The sequence below is a fragment of the Oceanobacillus sp. M65 genome, from assembly GCF_052246275.1.
Taxonomy (GTDB): domain Bacteria; phylum Bacillota; class Bacilli; order Bacillales; family Amphibacillaceae; genus Oceanobacillus_B; species Oceanobacillus_B jordanicus.
On the sequence record NZ_JBQQCJ010000002.1, the window covers coordinates 683351 to 702432 of the forward strand.

The 19082-nt window shown below is 39.9% G+C and carries 19 protein-coding genes; 2 read left to right on the forward strand and 17 right to left on the reverse strand.

Annotated features, from left to right (window positions below):
* Positions 1-8: 8 nt before the first annotated feature.
* The 7 genes from fabG to sdaAB form a co-directional block, all read right to left on the reverse strand.
* Positions 9-749, reverse strand: a complete 741-nt coding sequence (fabG, locus tag ACTWPF_RS11090; protein WP_443149164.1) for a 3-oxoacyl-[acyl-carrier-protein] reductase — start codon at positions 747-749, stop codon at positions 9-11.
* Positions 749-1687 carry an ACP S-malonyltransferase gene (fabD, locus tag ACTWPF_RS11095; protein ID WP_106896625.1) on the reverse strand — a complete coding sequence of 313 codons (939 nt, stop codon included), beginning with the start codon at positions 1685-1687 and terminating at the stop codon, positions 749-751. The genes fabG and fabD overlap by 1 nt, the downstream gene beginning before the upstream one ends.
* Positions 1684-2691: a phosphate acyltransferase PlsX gene (plsX, locus tag ACTWPF_RS11100; protein WP_443149254.1), complete on the reverse strand. Its 1008-nt coding sequence runs from the start codon at positions 2689-2691 to the stop codon at positions 1684-1686. Before plsX ends, fabD begins: the two co-directional genes overlap by 4 nt.
* Positions 2675-3268 (reverse strand): transcription factor FapR, encoded by a 594-nt coding sequence (gene fapR, locus ACTWPF_RS11105; RefSeq protein WP_106896623.1) that lies wholly within the window; start codon positions 3266-3268, stop codon positions 2675-2677. Before fapR ends, plsX begins: the two co-directional genes overlap by 17 nt.
* A 97-nt stretch (positions 3269-3365) precedes the next feature.
* The gene (recG, locus tag ACTWPF_RS11110; RefSeq protein WP_443149165.1) at positions 3366-5399 is read right to left on the reverse strand and encodes an ATP-dependent DNA helicase RecG; all 2034 of its coding nucleotides are present in this window, start codon (positions 5397-5399) and stop codon (positions 3366-3368) included.
* Between the two features lie 14 nt (positions 5400-5413).
* Positions 5414-6289, reverse strand: coding sequence for an L-serine ammonia-lyase, iron-sulfur-dependent, subunit alpha (gene sdaAA, locus ACTWPF_RS11115; RefSeq protein ID WP_106896621.1), 876 nt, complete (start codon positions 6287-6289; stop codon positions 5414-5416).
* A gap of 24 nt (positions 6290-6313) precedes the next feature.
* Positions 6314-6976 carry an L-serine ammonia-lyase, iron-sulfur-dependent subunit beta gene (gene sdaAB / locus ACTWPF_RS11120; protein ID WP_106896620.1) on the reverse strand — a complete coding sequence of 221 codons (663 nt, stop codon included), beginning with the start codon at positions 6974-6976 and terminating at the stop codon, positions 6314-6316.
* Between the two features lie 188 nt (positions 6977-7164).
* On the opposite strand from sdaAB, the gene ACTWPF_RS11125 reads away from it, so the two are divergent.
* The gene (locus ACTWPF_RS11125; RefSeq protein ID WP_106896619.1) at positions 7165-8448 is read left to right on the forward strand and encodes an NCS2 family permease; all 1284 of its coding nucleotides are present in this window, start codon (positions 7165-7167) and stop codon (positions 8446-8448) included.
* A 140-nt stretch (positions 8449-8588) separates the two neighbouring features.
* Here the strand turns inward: ACTWPF_RS11125 and ACTWPF_RS11130 are convergent, their stop codons facing one another.
* Together ACTWPF_RS11130 and ACTWPF_RS11135 are read right to left on the reverse strand one after the other, a co-directional pair.
* Positions 8589-10250: a DAK2 domain-containing protein gene (locus ACTWPF_RS11130; RefSeq protein WP_106896618.1), complete on the reverse strand. Its 1662-nt coding sequence runs from the start codon at positions 10248-10250 to the stop codon at positions 8589-8591.
* 167 nt (positions 10251-10417) lie between these two features.
* Positions 10418-10780, reverse strand: coding sequence for an Asp23/Gls24 family envelope stress response protein (locus ACTWPF_RS11135; RefSeq protein ID WP_036573128.1), 363 nt, complete (start codon positions 10778-10780; stop codon positions 10418-10420).
* Positions 10781-11019: 239 nt separating this feature from the next.
* Between ACTWPF_RS11135 and rpmB the strand changes: the two genes are divergently transcribed.
* Complete coding sequence (rpmB, locus tag ACTWPF_RS11140; protein ID WP_010649390.1) at positions 11020-11208, forward strand: 50S ribosomal protein L28; 189 nt, start codon at positions 11020-11022, stop codon at positions 11206-11208.
* 275 nt (positions 11209-11483) lie between these two features.
* Here rpmB and spoVM read toward each other — a convergent pair whose 3' ends face one another.
* The 8 genes from spoVM to fmt all read right to left on the reverse strand — a co-directional run bounded on the left by spoVM (position 11484) and on the right by fmt (position 19039).
* Positions 11484-11567, reverse strand: a complete 84-nt coding sequence (gene spoVM / locus ACTWPF_RS11145) for a stage V sporulation protein SpoVM (protein WP_036573131.1) — start codon at positions 11565-11567, stop codon at positions 11484-11486.
* Between the two features lie 30 nt (positions 11568-11597).
* Complete coding sequence (locus tag ACTWPF_RS11150) at positions 11598-12251, reverse strand: thiamine diphosphokinase (protein WP_443149166.1); 654 nt, start codon at positions 12249-12251, stop codon at positions 11598-11600.
* 4 nt (positions 12252-12255) lie between these two features.
* Positions 12256-12912 carry a ribulose-phosphate 3-epimerase gene (rpe, locus tag ACTWPF_RS11155; protein WP_443149167.1) on the reverse strand — a complete coding sequence of 219 codons (657 nt, stop codon included), beginning with the start codon at positions 12910-12912 and terminating at the stop codon, positions 12256-12258.
* A gap of 1 nt (position 12913) precedes the next feature.
* A complete protein-coding gene (gene rsgA / locus ACTWPF_RS11160; protein WP_106896615.1) occupies positions 12914-13801 on the reverse strand; it encodes a ribosome small subunit-dependent GTPase A in 888 nt (295 codons plus the stop codon).
* Positions 13802-15832, reverse strand: coding sequence for a Stk1 family PASTA domain-containing Ser/Thr kinase (pknB, locus tag ACTWPF_RS11165; RefSeq protein WP_443149168.1), 2031 nt, complete (start codon positions 15830-15832; stop codon positions 13802-13804).
* Positions 15832-16587, reverse strand: a complete 756-nt coding sequence (locus ACTWPF_RS11170) for a Stp1/IreP family PP2C-type Ser/Thr phosphatase (RefSeq protein WP_443149169.1) — start codon at positions 16585-16587, stop codon at positions 15832-15834. Before ACTWPF_RS11170 ends, pknB begins: the two co-directional genes overlap by 1 nt.
* Positions 16588-16753: 166 nt before the next feature.
* Entirely contained in the window at positions 16754-18100 is a 1347-nt protein-coding gene (gene rsmB / locus ACTWPF_RS11175) for a 16S rRNA (cytosine(967)-C(5))-methyltransferase RsmB (RefSeq protein ID WP_443149170.1), read from the reverse strand.
* A complete protein-coding gene (fmt, locus tag ACTWPF_RS11180; protein WP_106896611.1) occupies positions 18101-19039 on the reverse strand; it encodes a methionyl-tRNA formyltransferase in 939 nt (312 codons plus the stop codon).
* Positions 19040-19082 lie beyond the last annotated feature (43 nt).

A 19082-nucleotide genomic window follows, 5' to 3' on the forward strand; every position in this document is an offset into this window, starting at 1 on the left:
TTGATTTATTACATAACCATTCCACCGTCGATATGAATGGTCTGCCCAGTAATATAAGAAGCATCTTCTGAAGCAAGGAATCGAACAACTTTGGCCACTTCTTCAGGCTTCCCTAATTTTCCTAGTGGAATCATGTCTAGCATTCCTGCTTGCTGTTCTTCGGTCAATGCATCTGTCATATCAGTTGATATGAACCCTGGAGCTACCGCGTTAACACGAATATTACGTGAAGCAAGTTCCTTAGCGGTTGTTTTGGTTAAGCCAATCACGCCTGCTTTTGCAGCTACATAGTTAGCTTGTCCAGGATTACCACTTACTCCAACAATGGATGAAACATTAATGATTTGGCCAGATTTTTGTTTCATCATCTGACGTGTTACCGTCTTAGTACAAATAAATACGCCTTTAAGATTTGTGTTAATAACCTGATCAAATTCTTCTTCTTTCATACGCATCAATAAATTATCTCTGGTTACACCAGCATTGTTGACAAGGATATCTAAGGTGCCAAACTCACCGATAACCTCTTTAACCATTTCTTTAACACTTGTTTCATTTGCTACATCTGCTTGTACCTTAATAGCATTACGGCCTATTGCTTTAATCTCTTCAACGACTTCCTGAGCTTTTGCTTCGTTACCAGAAAAATTAACGGCAACATTCGCTCCTTGTCTTGCCAGTTCCAAAGCTATTTCCCGTCCAATACCACGCGAAGCCCCGGTTACTAAGGCATTTTTCCCTTGTAACATTATGCTTCCTCCTTATACCACGAAATAAATTCATGAAGGGATGCTGTATCTTGTACAGCAAATGTCTTAACGCTTTTATCTATTTTTTTCACAAGACCACTTAGCACCTTACCATTTCCTACTTCAACAAATGCATCTACGCCTTCATTAAGCATATGGCGAATAGATTCTTCAAAGCGAACTGGTGAATATAATTGTTCAATTAATAATTCTCTAATCTTCCCACTTTCGGTTACAGGAGCGGCAGAGACATTTGCGTATACAGGGATAGAAGCATCGTTGATCTTCACTTCATCCAAGTACTTAGAAAATGCTTCACTTGCTGGTTGCATTAATGTGGAATGGAATGGCCCACTCACATTAAGAGGAAGCACCCGTTTAGCACCATGCTCTTTTAGAAGAGACGTAGCTAGCTCTACACCTGCCTGTGAGCCTGAGATAACCACTTGCCCTGGACAATTCAGATTAGCGATATTAACTGTTTCATCTTCCACTTTGGCAAGCGTTGTAGCAATTGCCTCTTCGTCAAGACCTAAAACCGCCGCCATGGTACCTTGTCCTTTAGGAAAGGCTTCTTCCATTAACCTACCTCTAGTAGCTACTAACGGCAATGCTTCTTCAATAGATAAAGCGCCCGCAGCAACTAATGCGCTATATTCGCCTAAACTGTGTCCAACAGTCATTACGGGCTGGATTTCTTCTTTAAGCAATAACGAGTGCAAAGCAATACTTGATAGAAGGAGGGCAGGCTGTGCGTTCTCTGTTTCAGTTAGTTCATCTTTTGGTCCCTCAAACATTAATTTGGACAGATTTTTATTCAGTACTTGATCAGCTTCCTGGTACAACTGTTGCACATCGGAAAACTCATCAAAGATATCTTTTCCCATTCCAACAGCCTGTGACCCTTGTCCCGGAAACATAAATGCTACTTTTTTCATACGTTATCCTCCTTATCTATTTCCATTGCTTCAATTGTTTCTTTTATCGTGTCTGTCACATTAAATTCCACCATATGGCACGCTTGCTTTATCGCATTAAATATTGCTCTGCTATTGGATGAACCATGTGCTTTAATAACAGGTGCACCAAGTCCAAACAATCCAGCTCCACCATATTCTGAGTAATCAAGTTGATTTTTCAGTTCAGTTAAATCCTTTTTCATTACACCGGCTGCAAGTTTTGTTTTGAACGATCCCATAAACACTTGCTTGAGCATAGAAAACATTGATTCAGCAGTTCCTTCGATCGTCTTTAAAGCAACATTCCCACTAAATCCATCCGTAACAACAACATCAGCTATCCCTGACAATAAATCACGCGCCTCTACATTGCCAACAAAGTTAATTGGTGCTTCCTTCATGAGAGAAAAAGCTCGTTTTGTCAGATCGTTTCCCTTGCCGTCCTCTGTGCCAACATTAAGCAAACCAATCTTTGGTTCAGCAATCCCTCTAACTTTCTGTGCATATACAGAGCCCATTATGGCGTATTGTAAAAGATGTGAAGGCTTCGCATCAACATTCGCCCCTACATCTAAAAGCAAAAATCCTTTTCCATCAAGTGTTGGAAGCGTTGGACTTAATGCTGGTCGTTCAATCCCCGGGATTCTACCAATGACAAATAAACCTGCACTCATTAAGGCACCAGTATTGCCCGCAGAGATACACGCATCTGCTTGGTTTTGTTTTACTGCTTTCGCCATTACCACTAAAGAAGCATCTTTTTTCTTACGTACTGCCCTTACTGGTTCATCATCGCTTGTTATAACTTCGGTTGTATGTACAACATCAATATTTTCGTTCGCAGATAAATATTGGTTAATTTTTGCTTTATCACCATATAACGTGATATGCAAATTGTCAATTTCAGAAACTGCTTTGATAGCACCACGTACGATTTCTTCTGGTGCGTGATCTCCACCCATTGCATCAATTGCTAATCTCATCATCTTGTTCTCCTTTGTGTCCACTAGTTTGGTACATATGGAATACACCTGTAAAAACCAGTTCGTTTTCTACAAAGCTGTTAACGTGAACAATTGACTTGCCACTATCATCTTTACCTTCTACCGTAGCCTTTGCTATCACCCGTTCTCCCTGTTTGACCTGACGAATGAATTTAAGCTCAGTTTTAACAGTTAGGGCAAGTTCATCATTGATAACGGCAACAGCAAGTGAATTAGCTTGGGCAAACAAATGATGTCCGCGCGCTATTTTATTTCTTGAAAATACAAGATCACTGCTAATATCCAAAATAGAGATAGCCCGCTGATCTAGTTCAAGGTCAATAACTTCACCAATGACTTCCTCTAGCGGTAGAGCTTTTACCGTTTCATTCCACTGATCCGTCGCAACCGACTTTATACGCTGGCGCAGTTCTGGAATCGATAACTCCAATCTATCCAGCCTAATTGTTTGGATACTAACAGAAAATTTCCTTGAAAGCTCTTCATCTGTGATAAAAGGTGTTTGTTCAATTGTTTCTTTCAGCATCCGCTGGCGTTCTGTTTTCGTTCTTCGCATTGATACACCGTCCACATCGAATTAATTACGTAGAAACTACATATTAAGACTTGGTCCTAATAGTAATATATAATACCTTGTGCATTTATGCAAGGATCTAATCTAATTTATCCGTGAGTGCAGCGTCCTTTTCCAGTATACTTTTCAGTGCAGAAAAAGCAGGATTTGTATCCAACATTCCTTGCTCGATGATTTCCTGAGCGTCATTTCGGGCAGTTTCTAAAGCACGGTAGTCATGGACCATATCAGCAACTTTAAATTCCGGCATCCCACTTTGTTTCCTACCAAAGAAATCTCCTGGCCCTCTTAATTTCAAGTCCTCTTCCGATAGCTCAAATCCATTCGTAGTTTCTGTCATAATACGCATACGTTCTTTTCCTACTTCACCCTTTGGATCAGCAATTAATATACAATAACTTTGCTTATCTCCCCGACCGACTCTACCACGCAACTGGTGTAATTGGGAAAGCCCAAAACGTTCCGCATCATAAATTACCATAATGGTTGCATTTGGAACATTTACACCTACCTCAACAACTGTTGTGGAGACAAGAATTTGGATTTCATTTCTTGAAAACTGTTGCATGACGTCATCCTTTTCATCTGTATGTAGGCGTCCGTGCATCAAACCTACCTTTACCTCAGGAGGATAAAATGCTTCCAGTTGTTGATGTAATTCTACAGCGTTTTGGATGTCTAGCTTGTCCGACTCTTCAATTAGCGGACAAATGACATAAGCTTGCTCTCCTGCTGCTACTTGTTTTTCAATAAAACGAAGTACTCTGTCTAACGTATTTTCTTTCGTCCAATAAGTCTCAATTTCTTTTCTTCCGACAGGCATTTCATCGATAACGGATACATCCATATCACCAAATGCCGTGATAGCAAGTGTACGAGGGATCGGTGTTGCCGTCATAAACAACACATCAGGGTAAAGGCCCTTTTCTCTTAACATCCGTCGTTGAGCTACTCCAAATCGGTGCTGCTCGTCAACTATGACAAAACCTAGGTTGTGATAGGTGACCTCTTCCTGAATAAGAGCGTGCGTTCCGATCACAATATCCACTTTTTTCTCTGCAATAGCCTGCAATACTTCTTTTCGCTTTTTCCCTTTTACAGAACCAGTTAATAAGGTGATGTTTGCACGTTCCCCAAACAATTGACATAAAGACTGATAATGCTGCTCTGCTAAAATTTCTGTTGGTACCATTAAAGCGCCTTGCTTTCCTGCAGTAATGGATGCCAGTAAGCAGATGGCGGCAACAGCCGTTTTACCTGAACCTACATCTCCTTGCAGCATACGACTCATTCGATATGGCGAACGCATATCGTTTAAGATTTGCCCCAATGCCTTCTGTTGTGCATTTGTTAACGGAAATGGAAACGAGTCAATAAAATCTTCAACCTGTTGTTTGTCATATTGCTGTGCATTGCCATCCGTTGCTTCCCTTTTCCATTTTCGTAAAAGTTGCATTTTAAGTTGAAAGAGTAGAAATTCTTCGTATATAAACCTCCTACGCGCATGTTTAAGAGCCAACCTATTGGCCGGAAAATGCATGGAGGTAACAGCCTGTTTTCTATCCGGAAGCTTATACGCGTTTAAATAGTTTTCTGGCAATATTTCGTCCAACTGATCTCCGTAGGCTTCTAGTGCTGTTTTCACTGTTTTTTTCAAGCGAAATGGCGTAATATCACCCTTCACAGCGTAAACCGGTTGAATTTCTGCTTGTGAAGCTGCCGGTCCTTTTTTATATTGACTTACGGTTATTTGTAGGCGATGGGCATCCCATTTTCCCACCAAGGTAACCGTATCTCCTGCATTAATCTGTTTTTTGGCAAAGGCACGATTAAACATGACCGCTTTCACAGCTATATTTTCTACCTCTAGTGTAAAGGATAAACGCGATTTCTTTTTCCCAAAGAAAGAGAGGGAAGGATCATGTACTACCCTTCCCTCAATCGTTACCTTGTCATCATGTACCAGTTCAGCAAGCGGCTTAACTTCAAACACATCAAAACGGTATGGAAAATAATACATCAAATCCTCAATTGTTTTTATATCGAGAGATGCCAGTGACTCGGCATACTTCTCACCAACACCTTTTAAAGCTTCTATAGATTCATTCAGCATATGACTAACACTTCCTATACAGACATACCAAATATTTTTTCTTTTAATAACCGTCCAGTCGGCGTATCCGCTAACCCGCCTTCCCCTGTTTCTCTTAAACTAGAAGGCATTTGCTTTCCAATTCGGTACATGGCGCCTATTACTTCATCACACGGAATACGACTTGTTACACCGGCTAAGGCCATATCCGCTGAGACAATTGCTAAGGATGAGCCTGCTGCATTACGTTTAACACAAGGAACCTCAACCAAACCTGCAACCGGATCACAAACCAAGCCCAGCATATTTTTCAGTGTCATTGCAAAAGCATCTGAAGACTGCTGCGGAGTACCGCCAGCCATTTCAACTATAGCTGCTGCTGCCATCGCACCGGCTGATCCTACCTCTGCTTGGCAGCCTCCTGCAGCCCCTGAAATAAAAGCGTTATTTGCAACAACAAAGCCAAATGCTCCCGCTGTAAATAGAAAGCGAATCATTTGTTCGCGAGTTGGGTTTAACTGCTCTTTCACAGCAAAAAGCGCGCCTGGCACACAGCCCGCACTACCCGCAGTAGGAGTAGCGCAAATTGTACCCATGGCTGCATTTACTTCATTTGTGCCCATCGCTTTACTTACTGCATCAAGCATTAAATTTCCTGAAAGCGGATTTTTTTCTTTCATATACTTTTGAATTAAAACCGCATCCCCGCCTGTAAGGCCAGTAACCGACTGAACTCCTTGCAACGCATCCTCGATCGCCTTTTCCATTACCTGAAGATTTCTTTCCATTTCCTCATATATTTCTTCACGGGATTTATTTTTCACGTCCATTTCCTGTCTTATCATGACTTCGGACAATTGTATTTCTTCCGTTTCAGCTATCTCCACTAATTCCTTTACTGTTCGAAACACGTGGATCCCTCCTTCTCGACAGACCTAGCTGTCAATTTTTGCTATTCTTACTATATGGTCAGCGCTTTCTAATTCCTTCAGAACAGCATCCTCCACATTTTGGTCTACTTCAATTACCATCAACGCTTCTTTTCCAACATCTTTACGGTTAACTTCCATATGTCCAATATTTATTTCGTATTTAGCTAATATCCTTGTAACAGAGGCTATGGCACCAAAGCGATCATTATGCATAATCAAGATAGCTGGATGATTTCCTGATAGCCTCAGATCAAAACCATTTAGCTCCGTAATCTCCACTTTACCGCCACCAATTGATATACCGACAAGCTCAAGTGATCCAGATGCATTCCCAATAATTAATCTAGCTGTATTGGGATGACTCACTGCAGCGCTATCTTCGATGAATTCAACAGTTATATTGCGTTCCTTCGCTGTTTCTAGTGATTTACTAATCCTTTTATCGTCGGCTTCATAGCCAAGTAACCCGCCTACAAGCGCAAAGTCTGTGCCATGACCCTTATAGGTCTTGGCAAAAGACTCATAGAGATGTATTTTTGCCCATGTTGGCTCTTGACCAAATAGATTTCGTGCAGCTTTCCCAATGCGAGCCGCACCTGCTGTATGTGAACTTGACGGCCCAATCATCACCGGACCAATAATATCAAAGACTGAATTATATTTCATTATCTCACCGCCATTTTAACGTATAGGTTATCGTTCTATTGTAAATTATAACAAAAAAGTGTAGAATAATCATTTGTGGATTACAGGCAAAGTACGACAGAGTAATTAGTTGAAGGAAACTTCAGCAGTACTCATCTTCCTTGCCATAATCGGGTGGGAGAGGGATGTAAGTACGATGAGGAGATATCATGGCTTTTTCGAATGAAAGACCAGATAAAAAAGAGAAACTTAGTCTTCGTACAGAAATTGTTGCTGGGTTAATTGGATATTTAACCACCGTATATATTGTTGTAGTAAATGGCTCCATTCTAAGCGAGGCTGGAGTTTCTCTGGAAGCTGGTATGATTGCCACTATTCTCGTTAGTTTTTTAGGTACCATGTTAATGGGAGTGTATGCAGGTGTTCCTTTGATCCTGATACCAGGCATGGGTATTAATGCTTTATTTGCCTACTCCATTGTCGAAGGAACCAACCTTACATTTGAAGAAGGACTAGCAGTTGTGCTTGTTGCTGGCTTGTTATTTTTGCTAACTGCTTTCAGCCGACTGGGAATACTTCTCAAAGAAGCGATACCAGATTCATTAAAGCATGGCATCACTGTTGGGCTTGGTTTTTTCTTAATTCTAATTGGCTTAGAGAAAAGTGGACTTGTGGTCAATGGTCAAAACACTATTCTAGCGTTTGGCGATTTCACCTCACCAACAGTTCTTGTTAGTTTGCTTACGTTATTTCTGGCTATTTTTCTTTTCGTCAGAAATGTACCTGCAAACTTTCTTGTAACTATGATTGCTGGCACTATCCTCGCTTCACTTTTTGGAGTCTTGGAAAATGGAAGCAATGCGCTTCATGTGGATCCGAAAGAAGTTATTTTCTTACCATCCTTTTCAGCAATCGGGGATTTGAGTTTCTGGCTGGCAGTTTTTCCTTTAGCAATCATTCTCATATTTGAAAATATGGGATTACTAAACGGGCAGCTACAAATGCTTGATAAGGAAAAAGCATACGACAAAGCATACAAGGCAACAGCCTTCTCTACGGTAGCTTCTGCTTTTCTAGGGACTTCACCAACAGTTTCGGCTGCTGAAAATGCAGCTGTCATTGCTTCAAAGGGAAGAGCTGGAATAGCAGCAATAACAGCAGGTCTGTTGTTTTTGGCAACATTGTTCTTAATTCCTTTTATTACAATGATACCAAATTCTGCTTTAAGTCCGATTTTAATTATTGTCGGTTTTCTAATGGTACAAAACATTCGACACATACGTGTAAGTGATTTGTCAGAAAGCCTTCCGGCACTGCTTATTGTAGCGATGATTCCATTCTCCTACAGTATAGCAGATGGTATGGCTTTTGGTTTTATCGCATATCCTATTGTAAAAATAGCGACTGGCAAACCAAAAGAACTTTCGATTCCTTTAATAATTATAGCAGCTCTATTCCTATTTGACTTCGTCATGAAGATTATGGGGATATAAAGATATAAATAAGATGTTTTTTATAGCTGTGGCTTATTATAATTAAAATTGTGATATGTTTTGTTTTTCTTCATAAAACATTAAAACTAAAAAAATCGCTCAAATTCCGTTTGGAAGAAGAGCGATTTTTTTTAGTTTATTTATTCGACTGAGAAAATATAAGAGTATATTGGTTGGTTACCTTTGTGTACTTCAATCTCAATATCTTCATATTTTTCTTCCACGTAACTTGTCAGTTCTTCTACGTCCTGATCTGCTACATCTTCACCTTGTAGAATGGTGAGAATTTCGTCGTCTTCTGAGATCATTTCCTGTAATAGTAATTTCACTGCTTCCATTTTTTCTTTATGTGTAGCCTTAATTTTACCATCAAGAATACCCATGAAGTTACCATTCTCGATCGTGATACCATCTATTTGCGTATCGCGAACAGCATAGGTAACCTGCCCTGTTTTCACATGGCTTCTTGCTTCATCCATTGCCTCTTTATTCCCATCAATATCCGACTCAGGATGAAATGCAAGCATAGCACTGATCCCCTGCGGAATTGTTTTGGTTGGGATAACACGAACATTCACGTCAGCTAGTTCAGCAGCCTGATCTGCTGCCATTAAGATGTTTTTATTATTTGGAAGAACAAGCACATTTTTAGCGTTTGTTTCCTTAATAGCGTTTGCTATGTCCTGCGTGCTTGGATTCATAGTTTGTCCGCCTTCAATTACAACGGTTGCGCCTAAACTTTCAAGTAGCGTCTTTATTCCTTCGCCCATTGCAACTGTTACAATTCCATACTCTGTTAGTTTCTTCTCTTTAGGCTCGGAGGTCTTGTTTCCAACAATGGCTGTGTGTTGCTCTCTCATGTTTTCGATCTTCATATTAATTAAGCTACCATAACGCTGACCAAGCGTCATACATGTGCCTGGATATTCCGCATGGATATGCACTTTTACGATTTCATCATCGGAAACTACAAGGAGTGAATCTCCGTGTTTGCTTAGCTCATTACGGAAATCCTCTTCATTAAATGGTTGTTTTTCAAGCTTTTCATCTTCAAATTTAACCATAAATTCTGTACAGTAACCAAATTCGATATCAGATGTATCCATAAAGTCTTGCGTGATCTTATGGTGCTCTGCATTAACCATATCGTCCATTTCAATTTCAGTAATATGCTCAGGCAGCTCCTCACCCTTTAATACAGAAAGGAAACCTTCATATACCGTGACTAAGCCCTGCCCACCTGAATCCACAACACCAACTTCTTTTAAAACAGGCAAGAGATCTGGTGTGCGTTTCAAAGAGGCTTTCGCTTCTGTTATAACACTCTCCATTAATTGGATAATGTCCTCTTCCTTTTCTGCCACCTTAACAGCTTGTTTTGCTGCATCTTTTGCGACAGTAAGAATAGTACCCTCTACTGGCTTCATTACTGCTTTATAAGCTGTAGAAACACCAGTATCAAAAGCCTTTGCTAGGTCCTTTGTTGTTACGGTTTCCTTTTTTTCCATTCCTTTGGAAAAGCCACGGAATATTTGGGATAAAATAACACCTGAATTACCTCTTGCCCCCATTAACAAGCCTTTGGCAAAAGAATTAGCAACCTCAGAAATATTTTCACTGTTTTGCTTCTTTACCTCAGCTGCCCCAGAGCTCATTGATAAGTTCATGTTGGTACCAGTATCCCCATCTGGTACTGGAAATACGTTTAATGCATCTATCTTTTGTGCATTATTTGATAAATGGTGCGCTCCGGCCAATACCATTTGAGCAAATGTAATGCCATCCAAATTTTTTATTGTCACTATACTTCCTCCTCTTGAAACAAAAGCGTGAGCGCTAACGAGCGTTCTGACACTTCAATTGCCACATGGAAGGTCAGTAAGTGCTAAAATCTGCTTGAAGCGCTGGCGAAACACAAATCATACGCAATTGTTCGATGCTAGCTTTTCGAATTTTTTAATTTGTTTTCTTAATCTTGTGCAACCCGTACACCTTGTACGAAGATGTTAACAGAATCAATCGCTAAACCAAGTGATTGACTAAGTGTATACTTCACCTGTGATTGTACATTATGCGCTACGACTGAGATCTTTGTTCCATAGCTTACAATAATATACATATCTATATCCAGTCTCTCATTTTCCTGGCGAACTACTACACCTTTAGAAAAGTTCTCTTTTCGTAGAATTTCTGCGATACCATCTCTAATTTGACTTTTAGAGGCCATCCCAACAATTCCGTAACACTCTATTGCAGCGCCACCGGCGATTGTAGAAATAACTTCATTTGTTATGGTTACATGACCATCATTTGTATTAAGCTCTATGGACATAACATAATCCTCCTTTAATACCTGCACAATTATATAAGCATATTCTACTACATGCCAAATCATTTTAAAAGCAGAGTTCATAATATGTAAAAATGTCCTCTATAACAATGGACGAATTACACTAATCTGTCAAGTGATTATTCTTTATATAATATAAAACAATTATTGCATTCTCTCGTGACTTATGGTAAATTGTATAAGTATGAAATGACACATGTAAACAGTAAGGAGGGATTTGCATGGCTAGAAAATGTGTTGTAACTGGACGCCAGACACGCAGTGGAAACCAACGTTCTCACGCTATGAATTCCAACAAGCGAAATTGGAAAGCTAATGTACAAAAAGTACGTATCATGGTAGACGGAAAACCTAAAAAAGTTTACGTATCTGCACGCGCACTTAAATCAGGTAAAGTAGAGCGCGTATAACTTACGTGTCATACAGAACTGGAATTGTACGATAGAAAAAACACCCTATTAACAGGGTGTTTTTTTATTGCTATAATACTAGTTTTCTGTAGATAACAGCATGTCCTTGCAAATACGTCCAACAAGAATCAAAGCATAAAGGGTACACTTAATGCTTTGAGCCATTTGTCAAAACACCCCATCCTGTTTTACAGTAGGAAACAGACCATTTTCATGGTTTACTAGCGTGCAAAAAAATCAGCTTCTGTCAATCTACTGACAAAAGCTAAAATGTTTTACTTATCCTTTTTGAACACACCAATAACCACTTTGACAAAACCACCGATAAATCTTGGGAGCTTAATAGTATAAAATTTCATGAGTTCGCCCTCCTCTTCTACATGCACAGCTTACCTTTGAATCGTATCACGACTCTTTATTAGTAATAGTATGCCTTCTGTAAAAGAAAAAGTACCAATATTTCTAATAAGTCTGTTTGAAATACATAGGGTGGATCCCCATGCTACCGTTTTATCTGATAAGGGATAATAGAAGCCATTTAACGTCAACCCTTTAATTGTTGGAGAGAAAGGGATAAACGAAATATTAGCGTATAACGCACTGTCTTCTACGGTATACTCTCCAGGTTTATATAATTCCACCAAATTGGATTGATCGACAATTATGCCATGCACGCCACTTTCAGTAATGGTATGCAGTAACTGGATGTTAATCATCTCGTGATCCAGACGGCCTCCTGTCACGCCGAAAAGATAGAGACGTTCAGGGTGCTTTTCCAATGCCTTGAGGAGAGCAAGTTCTAAGTCTGTTTCATCCTTCTCCGCCGGATATTCCTCAAATTGCTTCGCATGTAGTCTGACATGTTCTTTTTCGACTTCTGTAATAGAATCAAAATCTCCGATCGCTAGATCTATCGGAATATTATGATCCAGTAAAGCCAAAGCGCCTCTATCAGCGGCAATCCAAAAATCGATTACTTCCTTGAATGGCGAGAAATCCGGGTAGTTCTGAGGTCCATTTCCAATGATACCAATTGCTGTCATTCTCTTATTCCTTCACGGCATCTTTAATTTCTAAGATGGCTTCATGTCGATTAGTTGGATTAAAAACTGCACTGCCAGCAACCAATACATCTGCCCCAACATCTGTACATTGTTTTGCTGTCATGGCATTAATGCCTCCATCCACCTCTATTTCAAACGATAGGTTATGTGTTTTTCTAAAATCTGCCACCTGTTTAATTCGATCAACGGTAGACGGAATAAACGACTGGCCACCAAACCCAGGGTTAACTGACATAAGTAAAACTAGATCTACTTCTGGCAAAATCGGATAAAGCATTTCGACAGGTGTAGCAGGGTTTATCACTACACCTGCTTTTACACCATTGTCTTTAATGAGTTGGATAGAACGGTGTAAGTGTTGGCTTGCCTCTTGGTGGACTGTAATGATATCCGCGCCAGCATTAGCGAATGCTGGTATATAGCTGTCTGGATTCTCTATCATAAGATGGACATCAAGCGGAAGGGATGTGATTGGTCTTATAGCCTCTACAATTAGTGGGCCAATAGTAATATTTGGCACATAATGGCCATCCATCACATCGACATGAATATAGTCCGCCCCTCCATTTTCTACTACTTTTATTTCTTCTCCCAGTTTGGCAAAATCAGCTGAGAGGATTGATGGTGCTATCTTTACCATACTAATACCTCGGCTTTCTCGATTGAATTTCTTCTAAAAAAGTAAGATAATGCTTGTAACGATACGGGCTAATTTCTCCGTTTTCCACACCTTCTTTTACCGCACAGCGTGGCTCCTTATGATGCATGCAACCACGGAACTTACATGCACCTTTCCTTGAGCGCATCTCGGGAAAACAGTCACTAAGGTCTTCTGCCTCAATTTCCTGAAAATCAAGCGCACTAAATCCTGGCGTGTCAGCTACTAGCCCTTTGTTCACCTGAACCAGTTCTACATGCCTTGTCGTATGCTTTCCCCTACCAAGGCTCTCTGATATGGCAGCGGTTTTTAATAGCAACGAGGGTTTTAGTGCATTGAGAATAGAAGACTTCCCTACACCTGATTGTCCAGCAAACACTGTGACACCTTCAGAAAAATAGTCTTTAAGCGGTAACACTCCGCCGCTTGCCTTGGAGGAAACTAATTCTACCTTGTAGCCAATTCTTTCATAGTCATTCCGATAAGCTTCGATTCTCTTCTGTTTTTCAGGTGAAATCAGATCCATTTTTGATATAAAGATAATTGGCTCGATGTGCTTTGCCTCTATTAACACAAGAAATCGATCCAAAAGGGTTGTGCTAAAATCAGGTTGAATGGCAGAATTTACAATGATAGCCTGATCAATATTCGCTATAGGTGGTCTGACCAATTCATTTTCTCTTGGTTTGATCTCAATGATATAACCTTCATCAGGTGAATCAGCTTCAAATTCTACAAAGTCCCCAACAAGAGGGGTGATTTTCCTTTTTCTAAAAACCCCCCTGCCACGGCACTGTATTACTTCTTCGCCATTTTCTACTTTCACATAATAGAAACCACTTAAGGCTTTAATAATTCTTCCTTCTGACATTTAGTCACCTTCTTCATACGAAACTGTTTTATTTGTAACCACTTCATCGTCCCGTTTTATTAAGTATTCTGCTTCATCATCAGGTGCAATGACCAGTGTAAATGTAAATTCCTGATCAGCTGTAATGGTTTCTTCTCGGTACACTTCTGACAAGTCATTTTCCATGTCATCAATATAAATTTGTACCGTTTGCTCTACTGGTTCTTCCCCTTCCTCCTGCTCTGCTTCCACGCTATATGGAACTGTAAACGTTATACGATGGGTAACTGGGGGCTTCTCTCCAGGTCCAGTTGAAATATATACATTTACCGTAGAACGCGGTTCGACTTCAGAATTTGCCGGAGGATCTTGTCGTATAACTTCCCCTTCAGGTATGTCTTCAGAGTTCTCTTCAACTTTATTCATTTTAAGATTATTTTCTTCTAAATAAGCACTTGCTTCTCCTTCTGTCATACCAGATAAATTGCTAATCTCTACCAATTCTGGTCCATCACTAACTTCAAAGATAACCTTTGTTTCTCCAGGTACTACCTCACTATCTGGAGCTGGTTGTATTTGCGTAATGATCTCTCCAACAGGACGGTCGGAATGTTTCTCATAAGAGATAACCTCACTGTAATCATCTTCTAGCATTCGTTTCACCTGACTGTAGTCTCTACCTACATAGTCCTCAAAAACTTCTTTCTCTTTCCCGTCACTGACTAGAATCGTAACCGTAGACTCTTCCTTCACAGTTCTATTCGCTTTTGGCTCTGTTTCAATAACAAAGCCTTCGTCCACCTCTTCAGAAGTTGCGTATTCTCGCTTCGTATTCAAATTAGCCTTTTCGAGTTCATCTACAGCCTCTTCATACTCCAAACCTGCAACATCCGGAACTTTTACATCTGCAGGCTGAAGCCATCCAGGAATAAGAAAGAGCGCTGCCACGCCAGCTACCATTAAGAAAAATAAGACAAGTAAAATAATAAGCCATTTTTTCTTTTTCTTCGGTTTGTCTTTTTTATTTTTCTTTCCTTTTTTCTTTTTATCAGGTTTATTATTGGTTTCAGCTTTATCCTCTGCAGCATAATTTTTTGTCATATTATTTGTTTGATGGACAATTGTATCTTGACTTGAATCATGTAGCTGATTATCCGTGATAATCGGGATAGCCTTTGTCTCTTCCCCGGCTTCTAAAGGTGGTTTATATATCGCTTCATTTAATTTACTCGGATGTAACGCTGTTTCGAGTGCTTCTTCCATTTCATAGACTGTTTCGTAACGATGAAATGGATCCTTTGCGGTTGCCTTTAATACAATATTTTCCACGCTTTGCGGTACGTCTTGATTAAACCTTCGTACAGAAGGCGTATCGCTTTGTAAATGTTTTAAGGCGATAGAAACAGGAGATTGGCCTGAGAAAGGAAGCCTTCCTGTAAGTAGCTCAAATAAAACAATACCAATCGAGTAAATATCTGATTTCTTTGTTGCCATTCCTCCTCTAGCCTGCTCTGGTGAAAGATAATGTACAGAACCGAGAATAGAGTTCGTTTGTGTGAGTGATGTAGCACTTAAGGCAATCGCAATTCCAAAATCAGTTACTTTTACTTGTCCATATGTATCAATAAGAATATTTTGAGGCTTTATATCCCGATGCACAATATCATTGGCATGAGCATGTGCGATTGCAGCAGTAATTTGCTTCAAGATATCTAAGGCTTCCTGAACAGCAAGTGGTCCATATCGCTGGACATACTCCTTTAAAGTCATTCCGTCTACGTATTCCATCACCATATAAAGGATATCGTCCTCTTCCCCAACGTCAAAAATATTAACAATATTCGGATGGGATAGACTTGTTGCTGACTGTGCTTCTCGATCAAACCGTGCAATAAATTCCTGGTCGTTTACGTATTCCATTCGGAGCACTTTAATGGCCACGTCACGTTCAAGAATTTTATCTCTTGCTAAATAAACGTTTGCCATACCGCCACCACCAATAGTGTCGATTATTTCATAACGTTCATTTAATAAGTGTCCTCTTCTTAACATTAACGATCACCATCTTTCTCAGGTGAATCGTACATTACAACGATGACGGAGATATTGTCTTCCCCACCTCTAGCGTTCGCTAAACGGATCATTTCATTCTCAATTTGCTCGATATCATTATCAGCGATAATAAATCGATGTAGTTCTTCGTCCGTGACCTTATTAGATAATCCATCTGAACACAAAAGGAGGCTATTCCCCATTTCCCATCCTAGTGAAATAATCTCTGGAATAACAGTTTTCTCTGTACCTAAAGCTTTTAGTAGAACATTCTTTCTCGGATGCTGTTCGGCATCATCCTTAGAAATTTGTCCAGAACGCACAAGTTCATTAACAAGTGAATGGTCCACCGTTATTTGCTTGAACCCATCCTCGCTAAGCATATAACAACGACTATCCCCAATATTCGAAACGGTGATGAAATCCGTCGTGCATATGGCTACCACAAAAGTAGTACCCATACCTTGACACTCCTCCTTGGTAAGAGAGTGTTCATATACTTTCTGATTAATCTTCTCAACAGCAGTCTGAAGCCACCCTTCTGCTGCTTCAGGGTTGTCCAATTGTTCAGATTCCAGCCACTCCTTCTCCATTAAAGATGTTGCCATTCGACTGGCAACATCGCCTGCCTGGTGACCGCCCATCCCATCGGCTATGACTGCAAGCAACTGATCATGCTTATTATAAAACACACCGCCTGCATCCTCATTATGGCTTCTGACCAGTCCCTGATCAGTCATAAATTGACCTTTCATTATTTCACCCCTCCATCATTCACGGATCAGTATTTATAACAAGTATTACACAAATAAGTGTAAAAAAGAACATTTTTTCTAATCAAGTCACGTATTATATGTTTCTGTAATAGTTGGAGCGATTATTTTAGTTCTCTACAAACCAATATTTCTAAATACTCATTGATTAAATTCGCTTAATCCGTGTCAAAAAGAAGCCATCCGTATCTTCATCCTGCGGGAATAATTGTAGTCCATAGGACGTAATCCCTCTTGCTTCTTTTAAACTTTCTGGAAGCTCATCAAAGAAGGTCTTATCTACTGTATAAGAAGCGTTATTTGCAAGAAATGACTTCACCACACCTTCATTTTCTGCTGCATCTACAGTACATGTGCTATAAATTAACAAACCATCTTTTTTAAGAAGGGGTGCAGTGCTTTCTAATATATCAAGCTGAATATCAGCTAATCGTTTTATATCTTCTTCTTGCTTATGATATTTTATTTCTGGCTTTCCTCGCATCACTCCTAGGCCTGAGCATGGAGCGTCAACAAGAATGCGATCAAAACTTTCAAGTTCATGTGTTTCTTGCAAGCTTCTTGCATCTTGAGCTGATGCATGGATAATCGATAAACCTAGGTCTGATGCTTTGTACTCTATCCTTTTTGCTTTCTTTTTGTGAAGATCATATGCATCTATGCGTCCCTTGTTCAGCATTTTTTCCGCAATATGGGTCGCTTTTCCTCCTGGTGCACTGCAAGCATCTAAGACCTGCATACCAGGTTGTGCTTGCAATAACTCTCCTACAAGCATGGAACTTTGATCCTGAATGGTAATTTCTCCGTCTTTAAATAAAGAGGACCTTAAAATATTTCCTTTTTCCACGATTATTCCTTGTGAAGATAATGTAGAAGAGCTAACCTCGTAGCCTTCCTGTCTGAGCCTATCCATTGCTTCACTTCTTGTAATCTTCAACGGCTGGATCCTGATGGCGGTATGCTTTCTAGTTATATTTGTCTTACACATCTCTTCGACAGTTTCATAACCATAGGTAGATACCCAACGACTTACCAACCATTCTGGATGACTTGTTTCGATAGAAAGGCGTTTCACATCATCTTTTATTAAAGAAGTAGAGGGGACTCCCTTACGTTGTATCGTTCTTAAAACACCATTAACCAATGAAGCAACCCCTTTATGCCCACGGCGTTTAGCCAGTTCAACAGCTTCATGGATGATAGCATGGTCAGGGATCTTATCTAAATAAACCATCTGATAAACAGACATTCGCAGAAGCATACGTACCCATAGATCTAACTTTTTTTGTTTATCAATAAAATTCTGTAGATAATAATCAAGCGTTATCTTATATTGCATCGTCCCATACACGATTTCAGTTAGGAGTCCTTCATCTTTAGCTTGTATTTTTTGCTTCCTTAATTCATTGTCAATTAATAAATGACTGAAACCATTGTCCTTTTCAATACGGATTAATATATCGAGAACTGTATCTCTTAGTAAATAATTATTCATTTAACCACCCAATACTGTGCCTGTTTTTATTCGTTCGGCGGATCCTTGTAAATAATCTTTAACCGACATCCGTTTTTTTCCTGCTGGTTGCATGTCTGTTATCTTAATCGCTTTTTCGTCTCCACATACAACAAGGAACCCATCTTCTGTTTTTTCTACAATTTCTCCTGGGCTGCCATCATAATGTTGGTCCTGTATTTCTCCCCACCAGACTTTCATATTTGAACCTTGATAGGTTGTAAATGCTACAGGCCAAGGATTAAGCCCCCGAATGTGATTATAAATCTCCAAGCTGTTCTTATGCCAATCAATTTTTTCCTGTTCACGCTTGATATTCCCAGCAAAGGTTGCTTTTGCATCATCTTGCTTCACAGGATTGATATCACCATTAAAAAGACGTGGTAAGGTGTCCATCAATAATGTAGTTCCCACTTCAGAGAGCTTATCGTGCAAAGTACCGACATGATCCTTATCATCTATAGGTACGGATTGTTGGGTTAATATATCCCCAGCGTCTAGCTTTTCCACCATATACATGATTGTGATGCCTGTTTCTTTTTTACCTTGCATTATCGCATAATGAATTGGAGCGCCGCCTCTTAACTCAGGAAGCAAAGATGCGTGGACATTTATGCAACCAAACTCTGGACCCTCTAGCAGTGCGTTTGGCAATAGTTGGCCGTATGCTGCTGTAACAATTAAATCAGGCTGATAAGCTAGAATTTCTTCATAGCTATCTCTTAATTTCTCAGGCTGATAGACGGGAATGCCATGTTTTTCTGCTTCGACTTTAACCGGTGGCGGCGTGATAGCTCGCTTCCTCCCCTTCGGTCTGTCTGGTTGAGTTACGGCAAGCACTACCTCATACTCTGATTTCACTAAGTTATGTAAGATGGGAACGGAAAAATCCGGTGTTCCCATAAATACGATTCGTTTCATTTAGTTCCCTTCTTTCTATTTATAATATGTTAAACGTTTCTGC

Excerpts from the sequence above, each read along its gene's own strand:
- fabG (WP_443149164.1), bottom strand. The coding sequence starts at position 749 with ATGTTACAAGGGAAAAATGCCTTAGTAACCGGGGCTTCGCGTGGTATT.
- fabD (WP_106896625.1), bottom strand. The coding sequence starts at position 1,687 with ATGAAAAAAGTAGCATTTATGTTTCCGGGACAAGGGTCACAGGCTGTT.
- plsX (WP_443149254.1), bottom strand. The coding sequence starts at position 2,691 with ATGAGATTAGCAATTGATGCAATGGGTGGAGATCACGCACCAGAAGAA.
- fapR (WP_106896623.1), bottom strand. The coding sequence starts at position 3,268 with ATGCGAAGAACGAAAACAGAACGCCAGCGGATGCTGAAAGAAACAATT.
- recG (WP_443149165.1), bottom strand. The coding sequence starts at position 5,399 with ATGCTGAATGAATCTATAGAAGCTTTAAAAGGTGTTGGTGAGAAGTAT.
- sdaAB (WP_106896620.1), bottom strand. The coding sequence starts at position 6,976 with ATGAAATATAATTCAGTCTTTGATATTATTGGTCCGGTGATGATTGGG.
- ACTWPF_RS11125 (WP_106896619.1), top strand. The coding sequence starts at position 7,165 with ATGGCTTTTTCGAATGAAAGACCAGATAAAAAAGAGAAACTTAGTCTT.
- ACTWPF_RS11135 (WP_036573128.1), bottom strand. The coding sequence starts at position 10,780 with ATGTCCATAGAGCTTAATACAAATGATGGTCATGTAACCATAACAAAT.
- rpmB (WP_010649390.1), top strand. The coding sequence starts at position 11,020 with ATGGCTAGAAAATGTGTTGTAACTGGACGCCAGACACGCAGTGGAAAC.
- spoVM (WP_036573131.1), bottom strand. The coding sequence starts at position 11,567 with ATGAAATTTTATACTATTAAGCTCCCAAGATTTATCGGTGGTTTTGTC.
- ACTWPF_RS11150 (WP_443149166.1), bottom strand. The coding sequence starts at position 12,251 with ATGACAGCAATTGGTATCATTGGAAATGGACCTCAGAACTACCCGGAT.
- rpe (WP_443149167.1), bottom strand. The coding sequence starts at position 12,912 with ATGGTAAAGATAGCACCATCAATCCTCTCAGCTGATTTTGCCAAACTG.
- rsgA (WP_106896615.1), bottom strand. The coding sequence starts at position 13,801 with ATGTCAGAAGGAAGAATTATTAAAGCCTTAAGTGGTTTCTATTATGTG.
- pknB (WP_443149168.1), bottom strand. The coding sequence starts at position 15,832 with ATGTTAAGAAGAGGACACTTATTAAATGAACGTTATGAAATAATCGAC.
- ACTWPF_RS11170 (WP_443149169.1), bottom strand. The coding sequence starts at position 16,587 with ATGAAAGGTCAATTTATGACTGATCAGGGACTGGTCAGAAGCCATAAT.
- rsmB (WP_443149170.1), bottom strand. The coding sequence starts at position 18,100 with ATGAATAATTATTTACTAAGAGATACAGTTCTCGATATATTAATCCGT.
- fmt (WP_106896611.1), bottom strand. The coding sequence starts at position 19,039 with ATGAAACGAATCGTATTTATGGGAACACCGGATTTTTCCGTTCCCATC.